We start from the raw sequence: 15,730 nt of genomic DNA, 5'->3' as shown, positions 1-15,730 counted from the left end.
CGACTACATTGCAGATGGTGTGGACTGATCGACGTCGAGACCGGGTCGACGAAAGAATCGAAGTCGAAGCTGTCCTGAACCGACGTCAAGGTCGTCCTCTCAAGGCGGAAGCTCTGGGGAATCTACATCGGCCAATTCTGCTTGACATCGACGCTCTGGTTCTTCCTCATGCCTGAGATGGCCAAGCGCTCGCGCCGGTACGCTTCCGCAACGATTCAACGCAATGGGGTCACCCGATCCAAGCCGAACCATCGGATCGCGGGTCCGAGGCTGCAAGAATCTTCGCACCGCGCAGATCGATGACGTTGGCGTGGCCGAGAGAATCGGAATGCTCCGGGGTTGTCCGGACATCCCCTTCGGCGCCGTGACTCAGGATGGTCCTCAGCTCGGTCGACACATCGTCCTCGACCGTGATGGTTCGGGCCGGGTCCTGTTCCGCCTTCGCTCCCGACACCCAGCGGGGCCTGGAAATCGCCTCACTCGGAGAGTCTCCTTGCAGCAGATGGATGAGTAGGCGAGCATGGATCTGAGCCTGGGCTTTACCTCCCATGGTGGATTGCACGATCTTCGGGACATTGGCTTTGTCGGTGATCATGACGGGCATCAGTGTGTGTGGTGGTCGCACTCGGGGCTTCACATACTGAGGCGACGAGGCGTCGAGTGCGAACATCGAGCCGCGGCTCTGAAACAGCACACCGGTCTCGGGATCGAAGCACAGTGAACCGAACGACGAGTACAGGCTTTGGATGAGAGAGATCGATATGTGACCATCCGTGGCAGCCAGTCCGATCGTGTCGCCGCCGGCGGACGGCGCCGGCACTGGATTCGATGCGCTGAGGGAGGGAGAGAGCAGTGCCTCGCCGTTCACTCCCTCAGCAAGTATGGAGTCTCTGATGGCATCGGAACGGGTGAATGAATCGATCCAAACTTCCGCGAGTGCGGCATCGGTCATGGCCGTTACATCAGAATCTGTGCCCAGTGACTCTCTGAGGTCATGGAGGAATCGGAGGAATGAGAATCCTTGTGAAGGTGCACCTCCCGTGTGTACCCGCAGACCGGCGAATTGCATCGAGAGTGACTGCTCCAGCTTCACTTCGTAGTCGGCGAGATCGGATAGGGCGAAATCTGGTCGTATCGAGCGAAGATAGGAATCGATTTTCATCGCTACCTCGCCACGGTAGAAGTCGTCGAGGCCAGCCGCCGCGAGTCGCTCCAGAGTTGCTCCCAAGGCGGGATTGCTCGCGGTTGTGGCAGTCTCGAAATCATTGCCGAACAGTGAAATTATGAGTGCCCGACCGGCTTCCGACTCCTGCGACACCTTCTCGATGAGAGTGCGAACCGAGCGGCCGATTTCGTAGCCGTGGGAATGTTCAATTGCCGGAGCCAGGATGGTCGCCAGTGGCAAGGACCCGTACTCATCGTGGAGGTGCTTCCAGCCCTTCACCGCGCCTGGGACGGTGATCGACTCAGGACCCCGGGAGGGAACTCGCCCCGATGACCCCCATCGTGTGCCGTCGACACCAGCGGGCGCGTAGCCGAACCCATCGACAAGCACGGGGTCGGTCGACCCTGTCGATACAAGCGCGGTGAGGTCACCGCCGATCGAGGTGTTATGGGGATAGACGACCGTCAGTACAGCCGCGGCCGCAAGCGCGGCGTCGACTGCATTGCCGCTCTTGGCGAACATGTGTTCTCCGGCTGAGGTGGCAAGGTGATGGGGCGTGGCGATGGCGCGATCTCTGGTCATGGAACTCCTCCGTGAGCTTCTTGATTCAGGCAAATAAGTGTGGCGGGCGGTCGATCACAGGATGCGAGAGAAGAATGACTTCGTTCTCTCGTTCTTCGGCCGTTCGAAGACTTCTGCCGGTGGACCTTCCTCGACGATTCCGCCATCGGCCATGACGACGAGGCGGTGAGCCACTTCCCGAGCGAAGCCCATTTCGTGGGTGACGAGCATCATCGTCATGTCATCCTCGGCGAGTTCTCGGACGACGTCGAGGACCTCGCCGACCATTTCGGGATCGAGCGCCGAGGTGGGCTCGTCGAACAGCATGAGTCGGGGTCGCATGGCCAAGGCGCGAGCAATCGCCACACGTTGCTTCTGACCGCCAGACAGGCGAGAGGGTTTCGTATCTGCGCGATTCGACAGACCGACCCGTTCGAGCAACTGAAGCCCGCGTTCATTCGCCTCGGATCGCGAGAGACCAAGGACTTTGCGCGGAGCATGGACGATGTTCTCCAATGCGGTCAGGTGTGGAAAGAGATTGAAGTGTTGGAAGACGAATCCGATCTCCTTGCGGGCGTCCCTGAGCTTGGGCCCTTTGAGCTTGCGCGGAGTTTCTTCGCCGTGCTGCCGCTGTTGCACCTCGATTCCGGCAACGTGCACCTGTCCGCTGGTGATCGGGTTGAGTCCGTTGACGGTGCGAAGAAGGCTGGTCTTTCCTGCGCCGGACGGGCCGACAAGGACGACGACCTCTCCTCGGTTGACCTCCAGGCTGACAGAATCGAGGATTTTGACCCCGCCGAGTTCGAGATGGACGTCTTCGATCCGAACCAGGGGAGCAGCAGGAGAACTATTCATGGATCGTGTCGTCTCCTTGGATGATGGTGTAAGAATTTCTGACATATCAGACCGCCGTCCTTGCCTGGTCATTGACAGAGATAGGAGAGATGACGCCGGGGCGGTTCGCCCGACGGCTGGGAACGAGCAGCTCCACGATCCGAGACAGAACTCCTTGCTGAGAATCGATGCCCATGTACTTGTCGAGACGATTTTCGATGAGCCCTTGAACGAGTGTCCAGACAGTCGTCAGCACCAGATAGTACAAGGCGGCGACAAGGAAGATCTCGAAGGTCCGGAAGGTTGCTGCGCTGAATCCCTGGGCCACAAGGAACATCTCACTGACTCCGATGATACTGAGCACGCTCGTCTCCTTCATCAGCTGATTGAAGATGTTTCCCAATGGAGGAATCATTGTGCGTACTGCCTGTGGAAGCACGATGGTGAGCATCGTGTGGTGAGGTTTGAGTGCAAGCACTTCTGAGGCTTCGAACTGCCCCGTGTCGACGCTCGAGATGCCGCTGCGGACGATTTCCGCGATATAGGCCGCTTCGTGGATGGTCAGAGTCACGATGGCTGCCTGAATGACAGCCTGGATGGTGAACGCACCTGCGGTGATGTCGTTGAAACGGTAGATTCCCGCCGCAGCCAATCCCGAATAGACGATGACCAGTTGCACCAGCAGAGGCGTCCCCCTGATCACCCAGATATAGATGTTGCCGATCGTCCTGAGGACGATGTTGCGTGAACGCAGCAACAAGGCAATGAGTACACCCAACAGCAGAGACAGCACCATGGCGACGACGGATATTCCGATCGTCACCCAGAGCCCTTCGATGAAGTCGGCGTTCGGAGTGAGGAGATTTGTCCAGAAGAACGGCCAATCGAATGTCATTTCTTTGCCTCGAGCGCCATGTCGGCCGAATCGTACTGGCTCAGGATCTCCTCGTACTGGCCGGAGGCCATCAGCTCATCAAGGGCCTTCGAGAGCGCATCCTGCAACTGGGCGTTGTCTTTCTGCACAGCCGCACCGATCTCAATGAGTCCGAAAGGCTTGCCGACGACCTGCAATTCCCCATTAGTTTTGCCTGCAGTGTAGACCGAGGCTGAATTGGTATCGATGAAGGTGTCGACCTGGCCTGTCTGAACCTGTTGCATTCCCATCGTGCCGTCTTCGACTTTGACCGTGGCGATCTCTTCGCCTCCGCCTTCGCTGCACTTCTTTATCTGCTTTTTGACATACTCCTCAGCAGTGGTCGAAACCTGGAAACCGATTTTCGCTCCGCACAGGGAATCGTCGTAGCCGGTGATCTTTTTGGGGTTGTCCTTGCTCACCACCACGGCTTGACCGGACTGCATATATGGCACGAAATCGACGATCTCCTCTCGCTCCGGCTTGATGTAGAGAGACGCCATGATGACGTCGCACTGCGTAGCTTGAAGGGTCGGGATGAGGGAGGCGAATTTGGTTTCGTGGAACTGCGTCTCCAGACCCATGAGCGGGCCGAGGACACGAGCGATATCGGTCTCGGCCCCAGTCTCGACATGATCGGAGGTGTAGTACGCATTGGGTGGATTGCCGAATGATGCGCAGACTGTGAGAGCCCCGTCTGTCATCGTCTTGGGTGCGTCGACGACTGCCTTCACATCTTTTCCGAGGTCCTCATTGGCGGTTTCGGCCGCCGGACTGTCGGAGCTCTCAGATGACCCGCACGCTGAGAGGGCTAATACCGCGGCGGCTGCAGCTGCAACCGATGTCCTAAGCAAGGGAGACTTCATCGTCTATACCTTTCAAGTGGTCCGACCAGTTTGCTGTGGTTGACAGTAGCAGGGCAAATGTGACGTGCGCAACAATCCTCGTGTAGATTCAGGCTCATGGCCTGTGTCTCTGGGAATTGTCCCAATGGTCGATGTGAAGCGTCGTGAGTATGGTTGCGCTAGGAGACCTACCGCAGCGTGTTCGAGAGTAGTGGTTGGACCAATGTGTAGAGGTGCGAAGCGATGGTACTAGGAGGATTCGCAGCATGATCAGGGGCTCGGGTGCAGGTATTTTGGAGTCCTGTTGTGTCTATCCCAGGGAGGTGTTCTGACCATGGCGAGTATCGGTCACACTGGTACATCGGCTGTGATGCAAGCGGTCATGAAATCCATCCGTGTTGGAGAGCTCGACCAGGGGGAGAAGCTCGAATCGGAGCGCACCCTCGCTTCTCGGTTCGGGATCAGCCGGACCACTGTGCGTGAAGGTCTCAAGGAGCTGGAAGTGCGCGGCTTCGTACGCCGTGTGCAGGGCAGTGGCACATTCGTCAGCTTCGATCGAGATAACGAACATAAGAAGTCTATGCTGGGAACGGGTACTGAGACCGAACGGCAGTTCCGCGAAGTGATGGATCTGCGGCAGTCCCTCGAGCCTGCAATCGCCTTTCGCGCTGCGAAGCGCAGCAGCGCCGAAACCGACAGTCTGGATGAGATCATTGCCCGCGCAGAATCGCTGGACCCCTCCCACCTGGAAGAGCTCGCTGCGCTCGACACTGAATTCCACATCGCTATCGCCGCTCTGACACTGAACCCACTCCTTGTTGATTTGCTGACCGAGACACATGAGGTCTTTGGTTTTACTCGGCGATCGGAGTTTCAATCGGCAAGCCGAATCCGAACCTCGTTGAGCGGACATCGCGCGATCGCGGATGCGATCAGCCGGGGCGATGGTCCCGCGGCACGAAGCTGTATGGAGGAACATCTTTACGACGTGTCCCAATCAATCGTTTTCTGAACCCCGCTTTCTGAGGATGAGCGGTGCGCTGATGATCGGACTACGAGAGGTTCCTCGCATCGCGCATGCCATTGCTTCAATCGAAGACTTCGACATCCAGCGCCACGGAAAATTCGGAGACCTATCGTCGGTCTTATAGAACAGGAAAAGTCGTGAGACTGAGGTTTCAATACTCGACGCGAATCGTCTTGGAGAGCTGCCTGAGTTGTCAGGCCTCAAGCTCGGCGGCCCGGTCGATGATCGCCCGCGCTGCATCAAGCGTCTGCCCCAGGAACCCCGCTCCGAACAGCTTGACATGGGCAAGCAGTGCGAAGAAGTTATGCACCGGAAGGTCGTCTCTCCACCCCTCGGCCATCGGATGGACCGCCTCATAACCGGTGAAGATCTCCTCAAGGTGGGGTGTGCCGAAGAGCGCCAGCATTGCGAGGTCCTCGAGCCGATGACCACCGTGGGCGGCAGGATCGATGAGGGTGCAGCCCCCTGGCGTCCACATGAGGTTCCCAGACCATAGGTCGCCATGGACTCGAGCGGGCTTCTCCTGCCCGGTCCCGGAGATTCCGTCGAAGACACCAGTGGAGATCGCATCGATCGCCGAGGTGATTGCTGACTGGTGATCCTGCGACACACTCCCGCTGATGGCTGCGGCGATCGGATTCAGCCGGCATTCCACCCAGAATTCGGTGAACGTGGCACACGAGGCGACTTCGACTTCGAAAGGGGAATTGAGAGGGCCGAACCACGCGGGTTCCGCTGGTGCCCAACCAAAATCTGGCGCACCGGAGTCGTGCAGCAGCGCGAGCTGGCGACCGAAGCTGAACGCCGATCGGGCATCTGGTGCAGAAGCCTCGAGACGGTCCAGGCGCAGACCGTTCTGATCCTGATCGACAACACCAACCACAGGAACGACGTCAGGTTCGGCCAACCACTTCAGGCCGGCAGCCTCGGCAGCGAAGAAACCCCGCGGGGCACCGGTACGTTCCTTGTCGAAAGTAGCCATGTTCCCAGGCTAGTAGTTCATCCGGTCAGTTGCAGAAGCGGGGACAGCCGGCGCTCAGCTGTACCCGATGAGGTGTGCAAACACGACGGCGGCGATCGCGATAGCGATCTGAACGGCGATCAGCGGCAGCATCCAGCGAACCCATCGGATCCAGGGAACTTTGGCCAGAGCCAAAGCGGCCATGAAGAAGCCGCTGGTGGGGAAGCAGAGATTGCCGATGCCGTCAGCGAGTTGGAAAGCCAGGACCGCGGTCTGCTGAGTCACGCCGACCATTTCTGCCAAGGGCGAGAGAATCGGCATCGTCAGTGCCGCTTGGCCGCTGCCGGAGGGAACGATGAAGCTGACCAGGCCCTGGAAGAAGAACATGCCGACGGCTGACAGCCACGGCGGCAGGTGACTGATGGCCGCGGCGAGGTTGACCAGAATGGTGTCCAGGATCTGACCGTCTTGGAAGATCACGAGGATTCCGTAGGCGACGCCGATGACGAGTGCACCGGTGACGAGGTCCCTGGCACCGTCGATGAAGGCCTCGGCGGTTCCGTTCATTCCGAGCCCACCGACAATGCCCATGACGATTCCCATGAGCAGGAAGAGCCCTGCGATCTCCGTGAGATACCAGCCCAAGGTGGAGACACAGATGGCGAGTGTCACCAGCGAGGCGATGAGGACAACGAAGACCAGCTTGTGGCGCAGAGTGAAAGTCAGGGTCTCCGAGTCGCCCTTCTGCCTGATCTCGTCGGCGAGGGAGTCCTGACCGTAGAGCATGCCCTTTGTCGGATCCTTTTTCATCCGCTGCGCGTAACGCATGACGAAGATGATCGCGACACCGAGGAGGAGGACCCAGAGGACGAGTCGCAGCCACATGCCGGAGAACAGGGGGAGTCCAGCGATTCCCTGGGCTACGCCGACGGTGAAGGGGTTCATGAATGCGGCCATGAAACCTGAACCGGTGCCAAGGAGCACGACCGCTGCGCCGACCATCGAGTCGTAGCCGAGGGCGACCGCTATCGGCACAAGGATCGTGATGTAGGGGATGGTCTCCTCGGCTAGCCCGAGCATGGCGCCGGTCAGTGAGAAGAACGTCATGAGGACAGGGATGAAGAGGATTTCCTTGCCCCGCAGCTTGCTCGTCATCGCAGCCACCGCAGAGTCGATGGCACCTGTTGCCCGCAGAACCCCGAAGGATGCGCCGACGATGAAGACATAGAAGATGATGTCGGCGGCGCCGATCATCCCGTTGAACACCGCGGTCAGGACGTCCCAGAACGATGCCGGTGTCGGATCGACTGCATGGAATGTTCCATCGATGATGACGTCGCGGCCATCGACCGTTTTACGATCGAAGACGCCGGCCGGCACGAAGTGAGTGAGAATCGCGGCGATCGCGGTGACGGCCATAAGAATGACGAAGACGTGCGGCATCTCGCGTTTTCGCCGAGGTGGGGCAGTGGTTTCACGAACCTCGGTGTCCTGTGATGACTTTTCGGAATCAGCCATGATTCTCCTGCTTCATTGCATAGGCACGACAAGAATATTTCCGTTGAATCACCCTACCCTGGGTGCAATTCGGTGAGACGGCAATCAGCATCGGACCAGTACTGCTGGTTTGAACGAGACCAGATGTACTCTGATGGGGTATCTCGTACGGCAAAGGAGCAATGAGTGGACGCACGGTTCCAGTCCGCGCTTTCGACTGTGAGCTTCACACATGTGCGTGCGCTCAGAGCAGTCGTCGAACACGGGTCACTGAGCTCAGCGGCGAAAGATCTCGGGTACACCACCTCGGCGATCTCACAGCAGATATCTGCACTTGAGCGAAGCCTTGGCGTCCCTCTCTTCGAACGTGGACCACGAAGCGTCCGGGTCACAGCCGCCGGAGAACGGATGTACGAGCTGAGCGCGGAATTGCTGGAAAGCATCGCTGGGATCGCAGACATTATGCGCGGATATGCAAGCGCAGAACAGGGCATGCTCCGACTCACGGCTGCGGGAAGCGGTGCCGCGCAGCTGCTTCCCCGCGCAGTCGCCGGCATTGCCTCGAAACATCCGGCAGCCGAGATCTCCTTGGTCACCCCGGGAACCTCCGACAGCGTTGTCGAGTCGATCAAGGCCGGATTCGCCGATATCGGAGTCATCTACGAATACTCACCGACGCCCCAACAGCTCCTTGAAGGATTGACCAGTACACCTCTCCTTCACGAAGAGATGGTGGTCATCGGCCGCGATCAAGGTCCTTCCGGTGAACGCAGCTCGATCAGAGACTTCGCTGATGAGAATTGGGTCTGCGGAAGCAAGGGGAGTACCCAAGACCAGATTCTCAAGCACCTCGGCGAACGTGAGGGTTTCGTACCGAGGATTGCCCACCGCAGCGACGACCCTGACGTCATTCGAGGATTGGTCAACCAGGGCCTGGGAATCGCATTGGTCCCTGTCCTGTCGCTCGGCATCGACCGCAGCATCCATCTGTATCGACTCACGGATCGCCCGGTGCACCGTCGAGTCCAGCTCCTCCATCGCGCAACGGATCACAACCCACTCATTGCCTCGGCCATTCACGCTTTCGTGAAGGCTGCTGACGACTATCTCACCTGGACTCTGACCGCATTCGGAGTGACCTTCGACCTCCCCATGCTCACCTTGGACACCGAGCTTCAGGGAAACTGAACCTTTCCTTCAATAACCTTCAACCTGAAAATCCACTCGATGTGCGGCGGCATGCGCTTGAATGAGTATCCATACATACTCGTGACACAGCAGTCGCGAACGGGGAGAGGGCCGAGTATGGACGACTACATCGTCTGCCGCTGCGAAGACGTCTCTTTCGACGATATCCGGCACTGTGTCGACGAATCCGACACCATCGATATCCATGAGGCGAAACTCCGACTGAGAGTCGGAATGGGCACCTGCCAGGGCCGTGTGTGCGGGCCGCTGCTCGAACGGTGCTTCGCAGGTCACGCGATCGGTACGCTCGAGCGCAACTCAGTACTCAGGCCAGTGCTTCTGGCCGACATTGCCTCCGAGATGGTTGAGGGCAAAGAATGAGGCGTATCGAGAACCACCCTGTCCTGGGCCCCGATAGTTCTGAAGATGTCGGGATCACCGTCGACGGCCGAGAGGTGACCGCAAAGGCGGGCGACTCCGTCGCCGTCGCGCTGTGGGCCGATGGGCAGAAGGTCCTGCGACGCAGCAAGACGGGTCAGCCGCGGGGAATGTACTGCGGGATCGGCCATTGCTTTGAGTGCCGCCTCCTCGTGACCGGCGACGACGGTGCGAAAGTCAGCGTTCGTTCATGCCTCACACCTGTGCAGCAGGATATGCGCATCACCACGGAGTCCGGAGAATGAGAACCGTTGACGTGGTTGTCATCGGTGCGGGACCCGCTGGGCTGTCGGCAGCCTCCCGCATCGCCGAGGCTGGTCCCACCCAGGTGCTCGTCGTCGATGAAGGACCGACCCCGGGTGGACGACTGCGGTCCCAGCTCTATCGTCGCGGAAGCGATTGGCACATCGGTGCCGAGCGCGCCGCATCCCTGACACAGCGGGCACTCCGAGCCGGCGTCATCATCGAATCCGGTCGGCAGGTCTGGTCACTCGACCCGGAGTTCGTCCTCGGGCTCAGCGGCGGGGAGTCGATCAGCGCCGACTACATCGTCATCGCCACGGGTGCGGCAGAGAAGACATTTGGTCTGCCGGGGTGGACGATTCCGGGAGTCCTTGCCGTCGGTGCCGTTCAGACGATGCTCAATGTCAACCGTGTTCTGCCGGGGGCGCGCCTCGCCGTCATCGGAATCGACCCGCTCTCCCTGTCAATCGTCGACGAGCTCGCCGCCGCCGACATCGGTGTCGCAGGCGTTTACCTCCCGCCCCCAGCCAAGTTCAGCGCGCCGGAACAACCGAGCGCCGTGTTCACACGGCTGGGCAGTCTGCATCGTCTTGCCCCGAACCGGTTGCTCGGCCTGGCTATGAAGGCATTGACGATCTCCGGTATAGCCGAGGTCGTTGCACGAATATGGCCCACTACTGGTGTCCGCATGGCCGGAATGCCCCTCCATCTGCGTGAATGTGTCGTGGGTATCGACGGTGACGACGATGTGCGATCCATCCGCACGAGGCGAGTGAACACGAACGGTGAACCTGTCGGCAGGGAACGTGTGATTCACGTGGACGCCGTCTGCCTCAGCGGCGGTCTGTACCCCCTGCAGGACCTCACTCGTGACTGTCTGCTCGTCGACGTACCGGAGCTCGGCGGGCGAGTCCCCCTCCATGGACCCAACCTGGAGACAGGCACCGCTGGCATGTTCGTCGCCGGCAACATCACGGGAATCGAATCCGCCGAGGTGGCTCGCGCCCAGGGTGAACTCGTCGGGACCGTCATCGCTGAGAAGATCGCGGGCCACGAAGACCAGTCGGAAGCTGTGATCACTGCACGGGCTGACGTCGAAGAGGCTCGTGCCGCTGCACCTCTGACGTTCATGCCGGAGATCCATGCAGGGCGGCGTCGAATGCACGAACTCTGGTGCGATCACCTCGGCCAGGATGTGAGCGCATGAACGACCCCGCCGTCGACGTCGTGGTCATCGGCGCGGGAGTCATCGGCACATCGGTGGCCTGGCGACTGGCTCAGTCAGGTCTGCGCGTTGTCGTCATCGATTCCATGGCCCCAGGAGCTGGCGCATCCGGATCCTGTGACAAAGCGATCTACCTCCAGTCGAAACGGCCCGGGCTGCCGATGCACATGGCACTGGAATCACGTGCGATGTATTCGACCCTGTCCGAAGAACTCGACGCGGACATCGAGTTCGCCCCTGATGGGGGAATGGTGGTGATCGAAACCGAATCGCAGCTGGAGTTCATGAAACGGTTCATCGTCGAACAGAAGAAGGCAGGGATACGGGTTGAACTTCTCAACGGTGACCGTGCCAGAGATCATCAGCCAGCTCTTGCCGAGCATGTTCTGGGAGCCAGTTACAGTCCCGACGACGCCGAGGTGAGTCCGCTGGCTCTCAATGCCGCGCTCGCCGACGCAGCTGTTCGCGCCGGTGCTCGCATACATCGGCATCGAGAGTTCCTCGGGGTCATAGCCAAGCGTGGACGAATCGAAGGTGTGAGGACTGCGACCGGTGTGATTCCGACGCAGATGGTCATCAACGCTGCGGGTCCGTTCGCCGGCCAGGTCGGGGAGCGCGCTGGCATCCGCACGCCGATCACACCGCGGCGGGGGACCATCCTCATCTCCGACGCGCAGCCGCAGATGGTCCGAGGCAATCTGCTGTGCGCTCAGTACGTCGCAGCTAAACATCTGGCAGATATGCCCGGTGCCGAAGAGCCGCCGCCATACGGCATCGGGCTCTCACTGGGCCAGACCGCATCGGGGACCCTTCTGGTGGGTGGAAGCCGCGAATTCGCCGGATTCGATAAGCGTCCGCCCCGGAACGTGTTGACCGCGATAGCTTCCCACGCGGCACGGATCGTTCCGGGGCTGCAGAACGTGCGCATCATCCGCGCGATGACCGGTTTTCGCCCCTACACCGGTGACGGTCTTCCGATCATCGAACGTCATGACGAACTCGACGGGTGGATCACTGCCGCCGGCCATGAAGGCGACGGCATCGCCTTGACTCCGATCACCGGTGTCCTCGTGAGAGACCTTGTGACGGGAGAACGCACAGCAGGAGACTACCTTCCGCACTTAAGCAGAGCACGGTCGACATTGAACCCACGAAAGCAGGCATCATGATCGTCGTCATCGGATCCTTGGTGGTGCTCTTCGCCATCGCGCTGATCAAGAAGATTCCCTATATCGGCGGCAATATCCAAGTCGCGCTGCTCGGTGGTGGCCTCGCTGCTGCTCTGCTGTCCGGAATGGCGCCGCTGAGCTACATACAGGCGACTATCGACGGGATCGACACACTCGCCTGGGTCATCGCGTTGAGCATCTTCGGCAGCATCTACGCCGAGACCCAGGTGAGGATCGGTGCGATGGACACGACGATGTCGTTCCTGCGCATCCTCTTCGGCAGATCACCTCGGGGACTCATCGCCGCGACGTTCGTGACACTCACGCTTGCCGGCTCCCTCCTCGGCGATGCCATTGCCGCAGCCACTGTCATCGGCTTCCTTGTGATCCATTCTCTGGCGGAGATGAAGATCAAACCGGCGCAGATCGGCATGATCATCCTTCTCGGTGCTTCCCTCGGCTCGATCATGCCTCCTATCAGCCAAGCAGTGTATCTGGCAGCTTCGCTGGTGGATACCGATCCTGACCCGGTGACCCTCTGGTCGTATCTCACAGTGACGATCGGAGTGATCCTGGCGATACTCGAATCCTTCCGATTCGTGCGTCGGCCCCGGATCCCAGGAACTGATTCCTCTGCAGAATTCGACCCGGGCGGCAGCTTCACAACGGCAGCTGCAGTCCACGAAGCTCAAGAGACACGATTCAGTCAGCTGCGCACGTTGGGCCGGGAACGGTGGGCCAGCATGATCCCTCTGGCCGTCCTGGTCGTCATAGTTCTGCTCAAGACCGGGCTCGGATATGACATCTTTGCGGAGATCCCTGGGATCAAACAGGCGACGGCGTGGATGAACACCGTGCCGATTCTTGCCGGTCTGGCATTTCCTGTCGTCATGGCAATCATCGTGGCCACAGTCGTCTCCTTCTTCTTCAAGAAGGTGCGTCGGGAACCCATGACAACGGTGAGGAAAGGTCTGAAGAATGTCAGGCAGACCGTCGCTATTCAGCTGTGCGCAGCCTTTCTCATCGGATGTTTCTACGAGAGTGGTGCGGTCGATACAGTCTCTGCCATGGCCGAGCACGTTGCCGGCTCCGGAGTCGCCGTCATCAGCACCATTGCCTTGATGATCCTGGGTATGCTCATCGGCTCGCAGACCGCTGCGCAGACCGTCGTGGTGCCATTCGCTTCACCGATACTGGAGAACGCCGGCGTCGACCCGACGAACATCGCCGTGGGAATGAGCCACATTGCTGCTTCCTCTCAGAACCTGCCGCCTGTTGGCCTCACCGCGTTCGTCGTGTGTGGTTTGGTGGGCGCGACTTTGAAGACCAAGGTTGATCCGGTGAAGGTCATGGTCCTGGCTCTGCCGAACTCGATGTACTTCATCATCCTCGGATTGCTGTTCCTCCTCCTCGGGTGAGAACAAGAATGACACAGAATAATCGACCGCTCGGTGTGCTCATGCTGGAGAACGGATTCGATCGGATTCCCGGCGATATCGGCAACCCGGATACCTTCGACTTTCCCGTCATCTATCGCACCGTGACAGGCGCGACGTCGAAGCGAGTCGTGCACCAACAGGACGCTGGCCTGATCGATCTCTTCGCCGAGGCGGCAATCGAACTCGTCGATGACGGTGCTGCTGCGATGACGACGAGTTGTGGGTTCCTTGCGAGATTCCAAAGCGAGCTCTCCGCCCGGATACCCGTTCCATTCACAGCCTCGTCCATCGACTATCTGAATAGGCTCAAGGGGTTTCACTCTGCGGTGGCAGTGATCACGGCGGATGCCGGCGCACTCAATCCGAACGTCCTGGGCCCGACGGCTCTGATTCCAGCCGCGATCGTCGGGTTGGAGAACTGCCCAGCCTTCAGATCCGCCATCCTTGAAGAGACTGCTCGGCTCGATCCAGCAGTCGTCGCGCGAGAAGTCGCCGGCGTAGCACTTCAGCTCGCTCATGAGCATCCTGGGCTGGACGCCGTCGTCCTCGAATGCACAAATCTTCCGCCCTACCGGGCTGCCATCGCAGAAGTCCTGCAGATTCCGATCTACGACTCGGTGACTCTGGCTCATGATCTTATGGGGGAGACCACCACGGATCACGGAAATGCGGCTGATCGCGACCTGTGAGGGGCGCAGGTCGAAGACGACCAGCCACATCTGATCATGGCGACCGTAGCCTGGTGGGCCTTGCCGGCGTCAAATACGTGTTTTCAACTGCTGAAACGGAGCTGGCGAGGCAATCCCTCCAGCAACGGCAGCCACAGTTCAGAAGCTGCTGGGAAGCTCGGAACCGCATGGCGCAGAACATGAACAGGTAACTGCCCGACGATCGCCACCGTCGCTGGGTGAACCAGTTCGGCGGCTTCTGGGCCGACGAACGTGGCTCCGAGGAGCAGGCCGGTACGAGCGTCGACGACAATCTGTGCCGTTCCCTCGGCATCATCGCGCAGAAGGGATGTGCCTGCGCTGCTGGTGAACGGCAGTTGGGAGACTTCAATCTCGTGCCCATCCTTCTGGGCTTCTGCCTCTGTCATTCCCACCGAGGCAACCTGCGGATCGCTGTAGACGACTTGAGGGACCGGAACGTCTTCGGGGACGGATTCGGATTCTTCGCCTGTGGCACGGGCACGGATCTGTGCGCCGATGACGCGTGCACGATATTTGCCCCAATGCGTCAGCGGTGCTTCACTGCTGGCATCTCCGACGGCATACAGCCAATCGGGCAGACGTCCCGCTGCGATGTCCTCGCCAGCGAGTCCCACGCTCTCAAGTCCGAGTTCGTTGAGCCGAGGCTCTCGGCCCGTTGCCACGAGGATCTCATCCGCTGTGACTGTGGACTCTCCGGCGGGGCCGAGCGTCTGGACTGTGACCTGTCCGCCGTGGACCTGGCCCAGCCCGGTGTCTTCGGCACCAGGACGGTAGCAGGCCTCAACCTTGGTTTCCAGGTCGATGATGACTCCTGCACTCTCGAGTGCCTTGGCGACGTGCTCTCCTGCGAACGGTTCCTGACCGGATAGAAGGCCCTGACCTCGCACGAGCATGTGGACACGAGTGCCAAGTGCTGCCATCCACGTTGCGGCTTCCACTGCAACGACACCGCCACCGACGATGATCAGCGAGTTCGGCACCTCCCTGACGCCGGTCGCATCACGGGAGAGCCAGGGTGCGACATCGACAAACATCTGAGGCACGGTCGGCTGAGAACCGGTGGCGATGACAACCGCATGTCGCGCTTGAACGACCACTGGATTCGGTTCGTTGATCATGACTCGCCGTTCGTCGATCAGCTGTGCGTGGCCGCGTTCTACCCGCAGGCCAGCACCCTGAGCCCAGTCGATCTGGCCCTTGTCTTCGTAATGATTGACCCACTCATCGCGTCGCTGCAGAAGTGCCTCAGCATCGATATGAGCACCGCTGAGACCATCCAGGTGCTGGGTCACGTGGGCCAGTTCAATGGGACGCAGCATCGTCTTCGAAGGGATGCATGCATAGTAAGAGCACTCTCCGCCCAGCAGCTCCTCCTCAACGATGATTGCCTGAAGATCGGAGTCTTCGGTCGCATACTGGGCCGCGTTCTCACCGACAGGGCCACCGCCGATGACGATGATATCTGTGGTCAGTGTTTCAGCCTTGGCGATGTTGGCGTCTTCGGCACTCATCTCG

At 59.9% G+C, this 15,730-nt stretch carries 15 protein-coding genes; 8 read left to right on the top strand and 7 right to left on the bottom strand.

Annotated elements, in window-relative coordinates; translation table 11 throughout:
- Window positions 1-229 precede the first annotated feature (229 nt).
- Genes ACE03M_RS12125 through ACE03M_RS12110 form a run of 4 tightly spaced genes read right to left on the bottom strand, consistent with a single transcriptional unit; the run spans window position 230 to window position 4,339 of the window.
- Window positions 230-1,747, bottom strand: a complete 1,518-nt coding sequence (locus ACE03M_RS12125) for a gamma-glutamyltransferase (RefSeq protein WP_485934131.1) — start codon at window positions 1,745-1,747, stop codon at window positions 230-232.
- A 54-nt stretch (window positions 1,748-1,801) separates the two neighbouring features.
- Window positions 1,802-2,581, bottom strand: a complete 780-nt coding sequence (locus ACE03M_RS12120) for an amino acid ABC transporter ATP-binding protein (RefSeq protein ID WP_485934130.1) — start codon at window positions 2,579-2,581, stop codon at window positions 1,802-1,804.
- Between the two features lie 46 nt (window positions 2,582-2,627).
- Window positions 2,628-3,455, bottom strand: a complete 828-nt coding sequence (locus tag ACE03M_RS12115) for an amino acid ABC transporter permease (protein ID WP_485934129.1) — start codon at window positions 3,453-3,455, stop codon at window positions 2,628-2,630.
- Window positions 3,452-4,339, bottom strand: coding sequence for an ABC transporter substrate-binding protein (locus ACE03M_RS12110; RefSeq protein ID WP_485934128.1), 888 nt, complete (start codon window positions 4,337-4,339; stop codon window positions 3,452-3,454). Before ACE03M_RS12110 ends, ACE03M_RS12115 begins: the two co-directional genes overlap by 4 nt.
- Before the next feature lie 313 nt (window positions 4,340-4,652).
- Between ACE03M_RS12110 and ACE03M_RS12105 the strand changes: the two genes are divergently transcribed.
- Window positions 4,653-5,330 carry a FadR/GntR family transcriptional regulator gene (locus ACE03M_RS12105; protein WP_143921146.1) on the top strand — a complete coding sequence of 226 codons (678 nt, stop codon included), beginning with the start codon at window positions 4,653-4,655 and terminating at the stop codon, window positions 5,328-5,330.
- A gap of 208 nt (window positions 5,331-5,538) precedes the next feature.
- On the opposite strand, the gene ACE03M_RS12100 is transcribed toward ACE03M_RS12105, so the two are convergent.
- Window positions 5,539-6,327: a fructosamine kinase family protein gene (locus ACE03M_RS12100; protein ID WP_485934127.1), complete on the bottom strand. Its 789-nt coding sequence runs from the start codon at window positions 6,325-6,327 to the stop codon at window positions 5,539-5,541.
- A gap of 54 nt (window positions 6,328-6,381) precedes the next feature.
- The gene (locus ACE03M_RS12095) at window positions 6,382-7,824 is read right to left on the bottom strand and encodes a YfcC family protein (RefSeq protein ID WP_485934126.1); all 1,443 of its coding nucleotides are present in this window, start codon (window positions 7,822-7,824) and stop codon (window positions 6,382-6,384) included.
- A gap of 165 nt (window positions 7,825-7,989) precedes the next feature.
- Here ACE03M_RS12095 and ACE03M_RS12090 point away from each other — a divergent pair, with 165 nt between their 5' ends.
- From ACE03M_RS12090 to ACE03M_RS12060, 7 genes are all read left to right on the top strand, one after another.
- Window positions 7,990-8,991, top strand: a complete 1,002-nt coding sequence (locus tag ACE03M_RS12090) for a LysR family transcriptional regulator (RefSeq protein ID WP_485934125.1) — start codon at window positions 7,990-7,992, stop codon at window positions 8,989-8,991.
- A gap of 117 nt (window positions 8,992-9,108) precedes the next feature.
- A complete protein-coding gene (locus tag ACE03M_RS12085) occupies window positions 9,109-9,372 on the top strand; it encodes a (2Fe-2S)-binding protein (RefSeq protein WP_143921150.1) in 264 nt (87 codons plus the stop codon).
- Window positions 9,369-9,674, top strand: coding sequence for a (2Fe-2S)-binding protein (locus ACE03M_RS12080; protein WP_143921151.1), 306 nt, complete (start codon window positions 9,369-9,371; stop codon window positions 9,672-9,674). Before ACE03M_RS12085 ends, ACE03M_RS12080 begins: the two co-directional genes overlap by 4 nt.
- On the top strand, window positions 9,671-10,879 hold the full coding sequence (locus tag ACE03M_RS12075; RefSeq protein ID WP_485934124.1) for an NAD(P)/FAD-dependent oxidoreductase: 1,209 nt from the start codon (window positions 9,671-9,673) through the stop codon (window positions 10,877-10,879). The genes ACE03M_RS12080 and ACE03M_RS12075 overlap by 4 nt, the downstream gene beginning before the upstream one ends.
- Window positions 10,876-12,066 carry an NAD(P)/FAD-dependent oxidoreductase gene (locus ACE03M_RS12070; protein ID WP_485934123.1) on the top strand — a complete coding sequence of 397 codons (1,191 nt, stop codon included), beginning with the start codon at window positions 10,876-10,878 and terminating at the stop codon, window positions 12,064-12,066. Before ACE03M_RS12075 ends, ACE03M_RS12070 begins: the two co-directional genes overlap by 4 nt.
- Complete coding sequence (locus ACE03M_RS12065; RefSeq protein ID WP_485934122.1) at window positions 12,063-13,484, top strand: TRAP transporter large permease subunit; 1,422 nt, start codon at window positions 12,063-12,065, stop codon at window positions 13,482-13,484. Before ACE03M_RS12070 ends, ACE03M_RS12065 begins: the two co-directional genes overlap by 4 nt.
- Before the next feature lie 8 nt (window positions 13,485-13,492).
- On the top strand, window positions 13,493-14,194 hold the full coding sequence (locus ACE03M_RS12060; protein ID WP_143921155.1) for an aspartate/glutamate racemase family protein: 702 nt from the start codon (window positions 13,493-13,495) through the stop codon (window positions 14,192-14,194).
- 83 nt (window positions 14,195-14,277) lie between these two features.
- On the opposite strand, the gene ACE03M_RS12055 is transcribed toward ACE03M_RS12060, so the two are convergent.
- Window positions 14,278-15,726: a dihydrolipoyl dehydrogenase family protein gene (locus ACE03M_RS12055; protein WP_143921156.1), complete on the bottom strand. Its 1,449-nt coding sequence runs from the start codon at window positions 15,724-15,726 to the stop codon at window positions 14,278-14,280.
- Window positions 15,727-15,730: the final 4 nt, after the last annotated feature.

The organism is Brevibacterium sp. AGC70 (genome assembly GCF_057334195.1).
The sequence above is the reverse complement of the archived record's forward strand: the minus strand, read 5'-3'. Positions and strand labels throughout refer to the sequence as shown.

Bases quoted from the DNA above. Each gene is read 5' to 3' on its own strand.
- ACE03M_RS12100 (WP_485934127.1), bottom strand. From the start codon at position 6,327: ATGGCTACTTTCGACAAGGAACGTACCGGTGCCCCGCGGGGTTTCTTC.
- ACE03M_RS12080 (WP_143921151.1), top strand. From the start codon at position 9,369: ATGAGGCGTATCGAGAACCACCCTGTCCTGGGCCCCGATAGTTCTGAA.
- ACE03M_RS12095 (WP_485934126.1), bottom strand. From the start codon at position 7,824: ATGGCTGATTCCGAAAAGTCATCACAGGACACCGAGGTTCGTGAAACC.
- ACE03M_RS12120 (WP_485934130.1), bottom strand. From the start codon at position 2,581: ATGAATAGTTCTCCTGCTGCTCCCCTGGTTCGGATCGAAGACGTCCAT.
- ACE03M_RS12060 (WP_143921155.1), top strand. From the start codon at position 13,493: ATGACACAGAATAATCGACCGCTCGGTGTGCTCATGCTGGAGAACGGA.
- ACE03M_RS12085 (WP_143921150.1), top strand. From the start codon at position 9,109: ATGGACGACTACATCGTCTGCCGCTGCGAAGACGTCTCTTTCGACGAT.
- ACE03M_RS12110 (WP_485934128.1), bottom strand. From the start codon at position 4,339: ATGAAGTCTCCCTTGCTTAGGACATCGGTTGCAGCTGCAGCCGCCGCG.
- ACE03M_RS12075 (WP_485934124.1), top strand. From the start codon at position 9,671: ATGAGAACCGTTGACGTGGTTGTCATCGGTGCGGGACCCGCTGGGCTG.
- ACE03M_RS12105 (WP_143921146.1), top strand. From the start codon at position 4,653: ATGGCGAGTATCGGTCACACTGGTACATCGGCTGTGATGCAAGCGGTC.
- ACE03M_RS12070 (WP_485934123.1), top strand. From the start codon at position 10,876: ATGAACGACCCCGCCGTCGACGTCGTGGTCATCGGCGCGGGAGTCATC.
- ACE03M_RS12055 (WP_143921156.1), bottom strand. From the start codon at position 15,726: ATGAGTGCCGAAGACGCCAACATCGCCAAGGCTGAAACACTGACCACA.
- ACE03M_RS12065 (WP_485934122.1), top strand. From the start codon at position 12,063: ATGATCGTCGTCATCGGATCCTTGGTGGTGCTCTTCGCCATCGCGCTG.
- ACE03M_RS12125 (WP_485934131.1), bottom strand. From the start codon at position 1,747: ATGACCAGAGATCGCGCCATCGCCACGCCCCATCACCTTGCCACCTCA.
- ACE03M_RS12115 (WP_485934129.1), bottom strand. From the start codon at position 3,455: ATGACATTCGATTGGCCGTTCTTCTGGACAAATCTCCTCACTCCGAAC.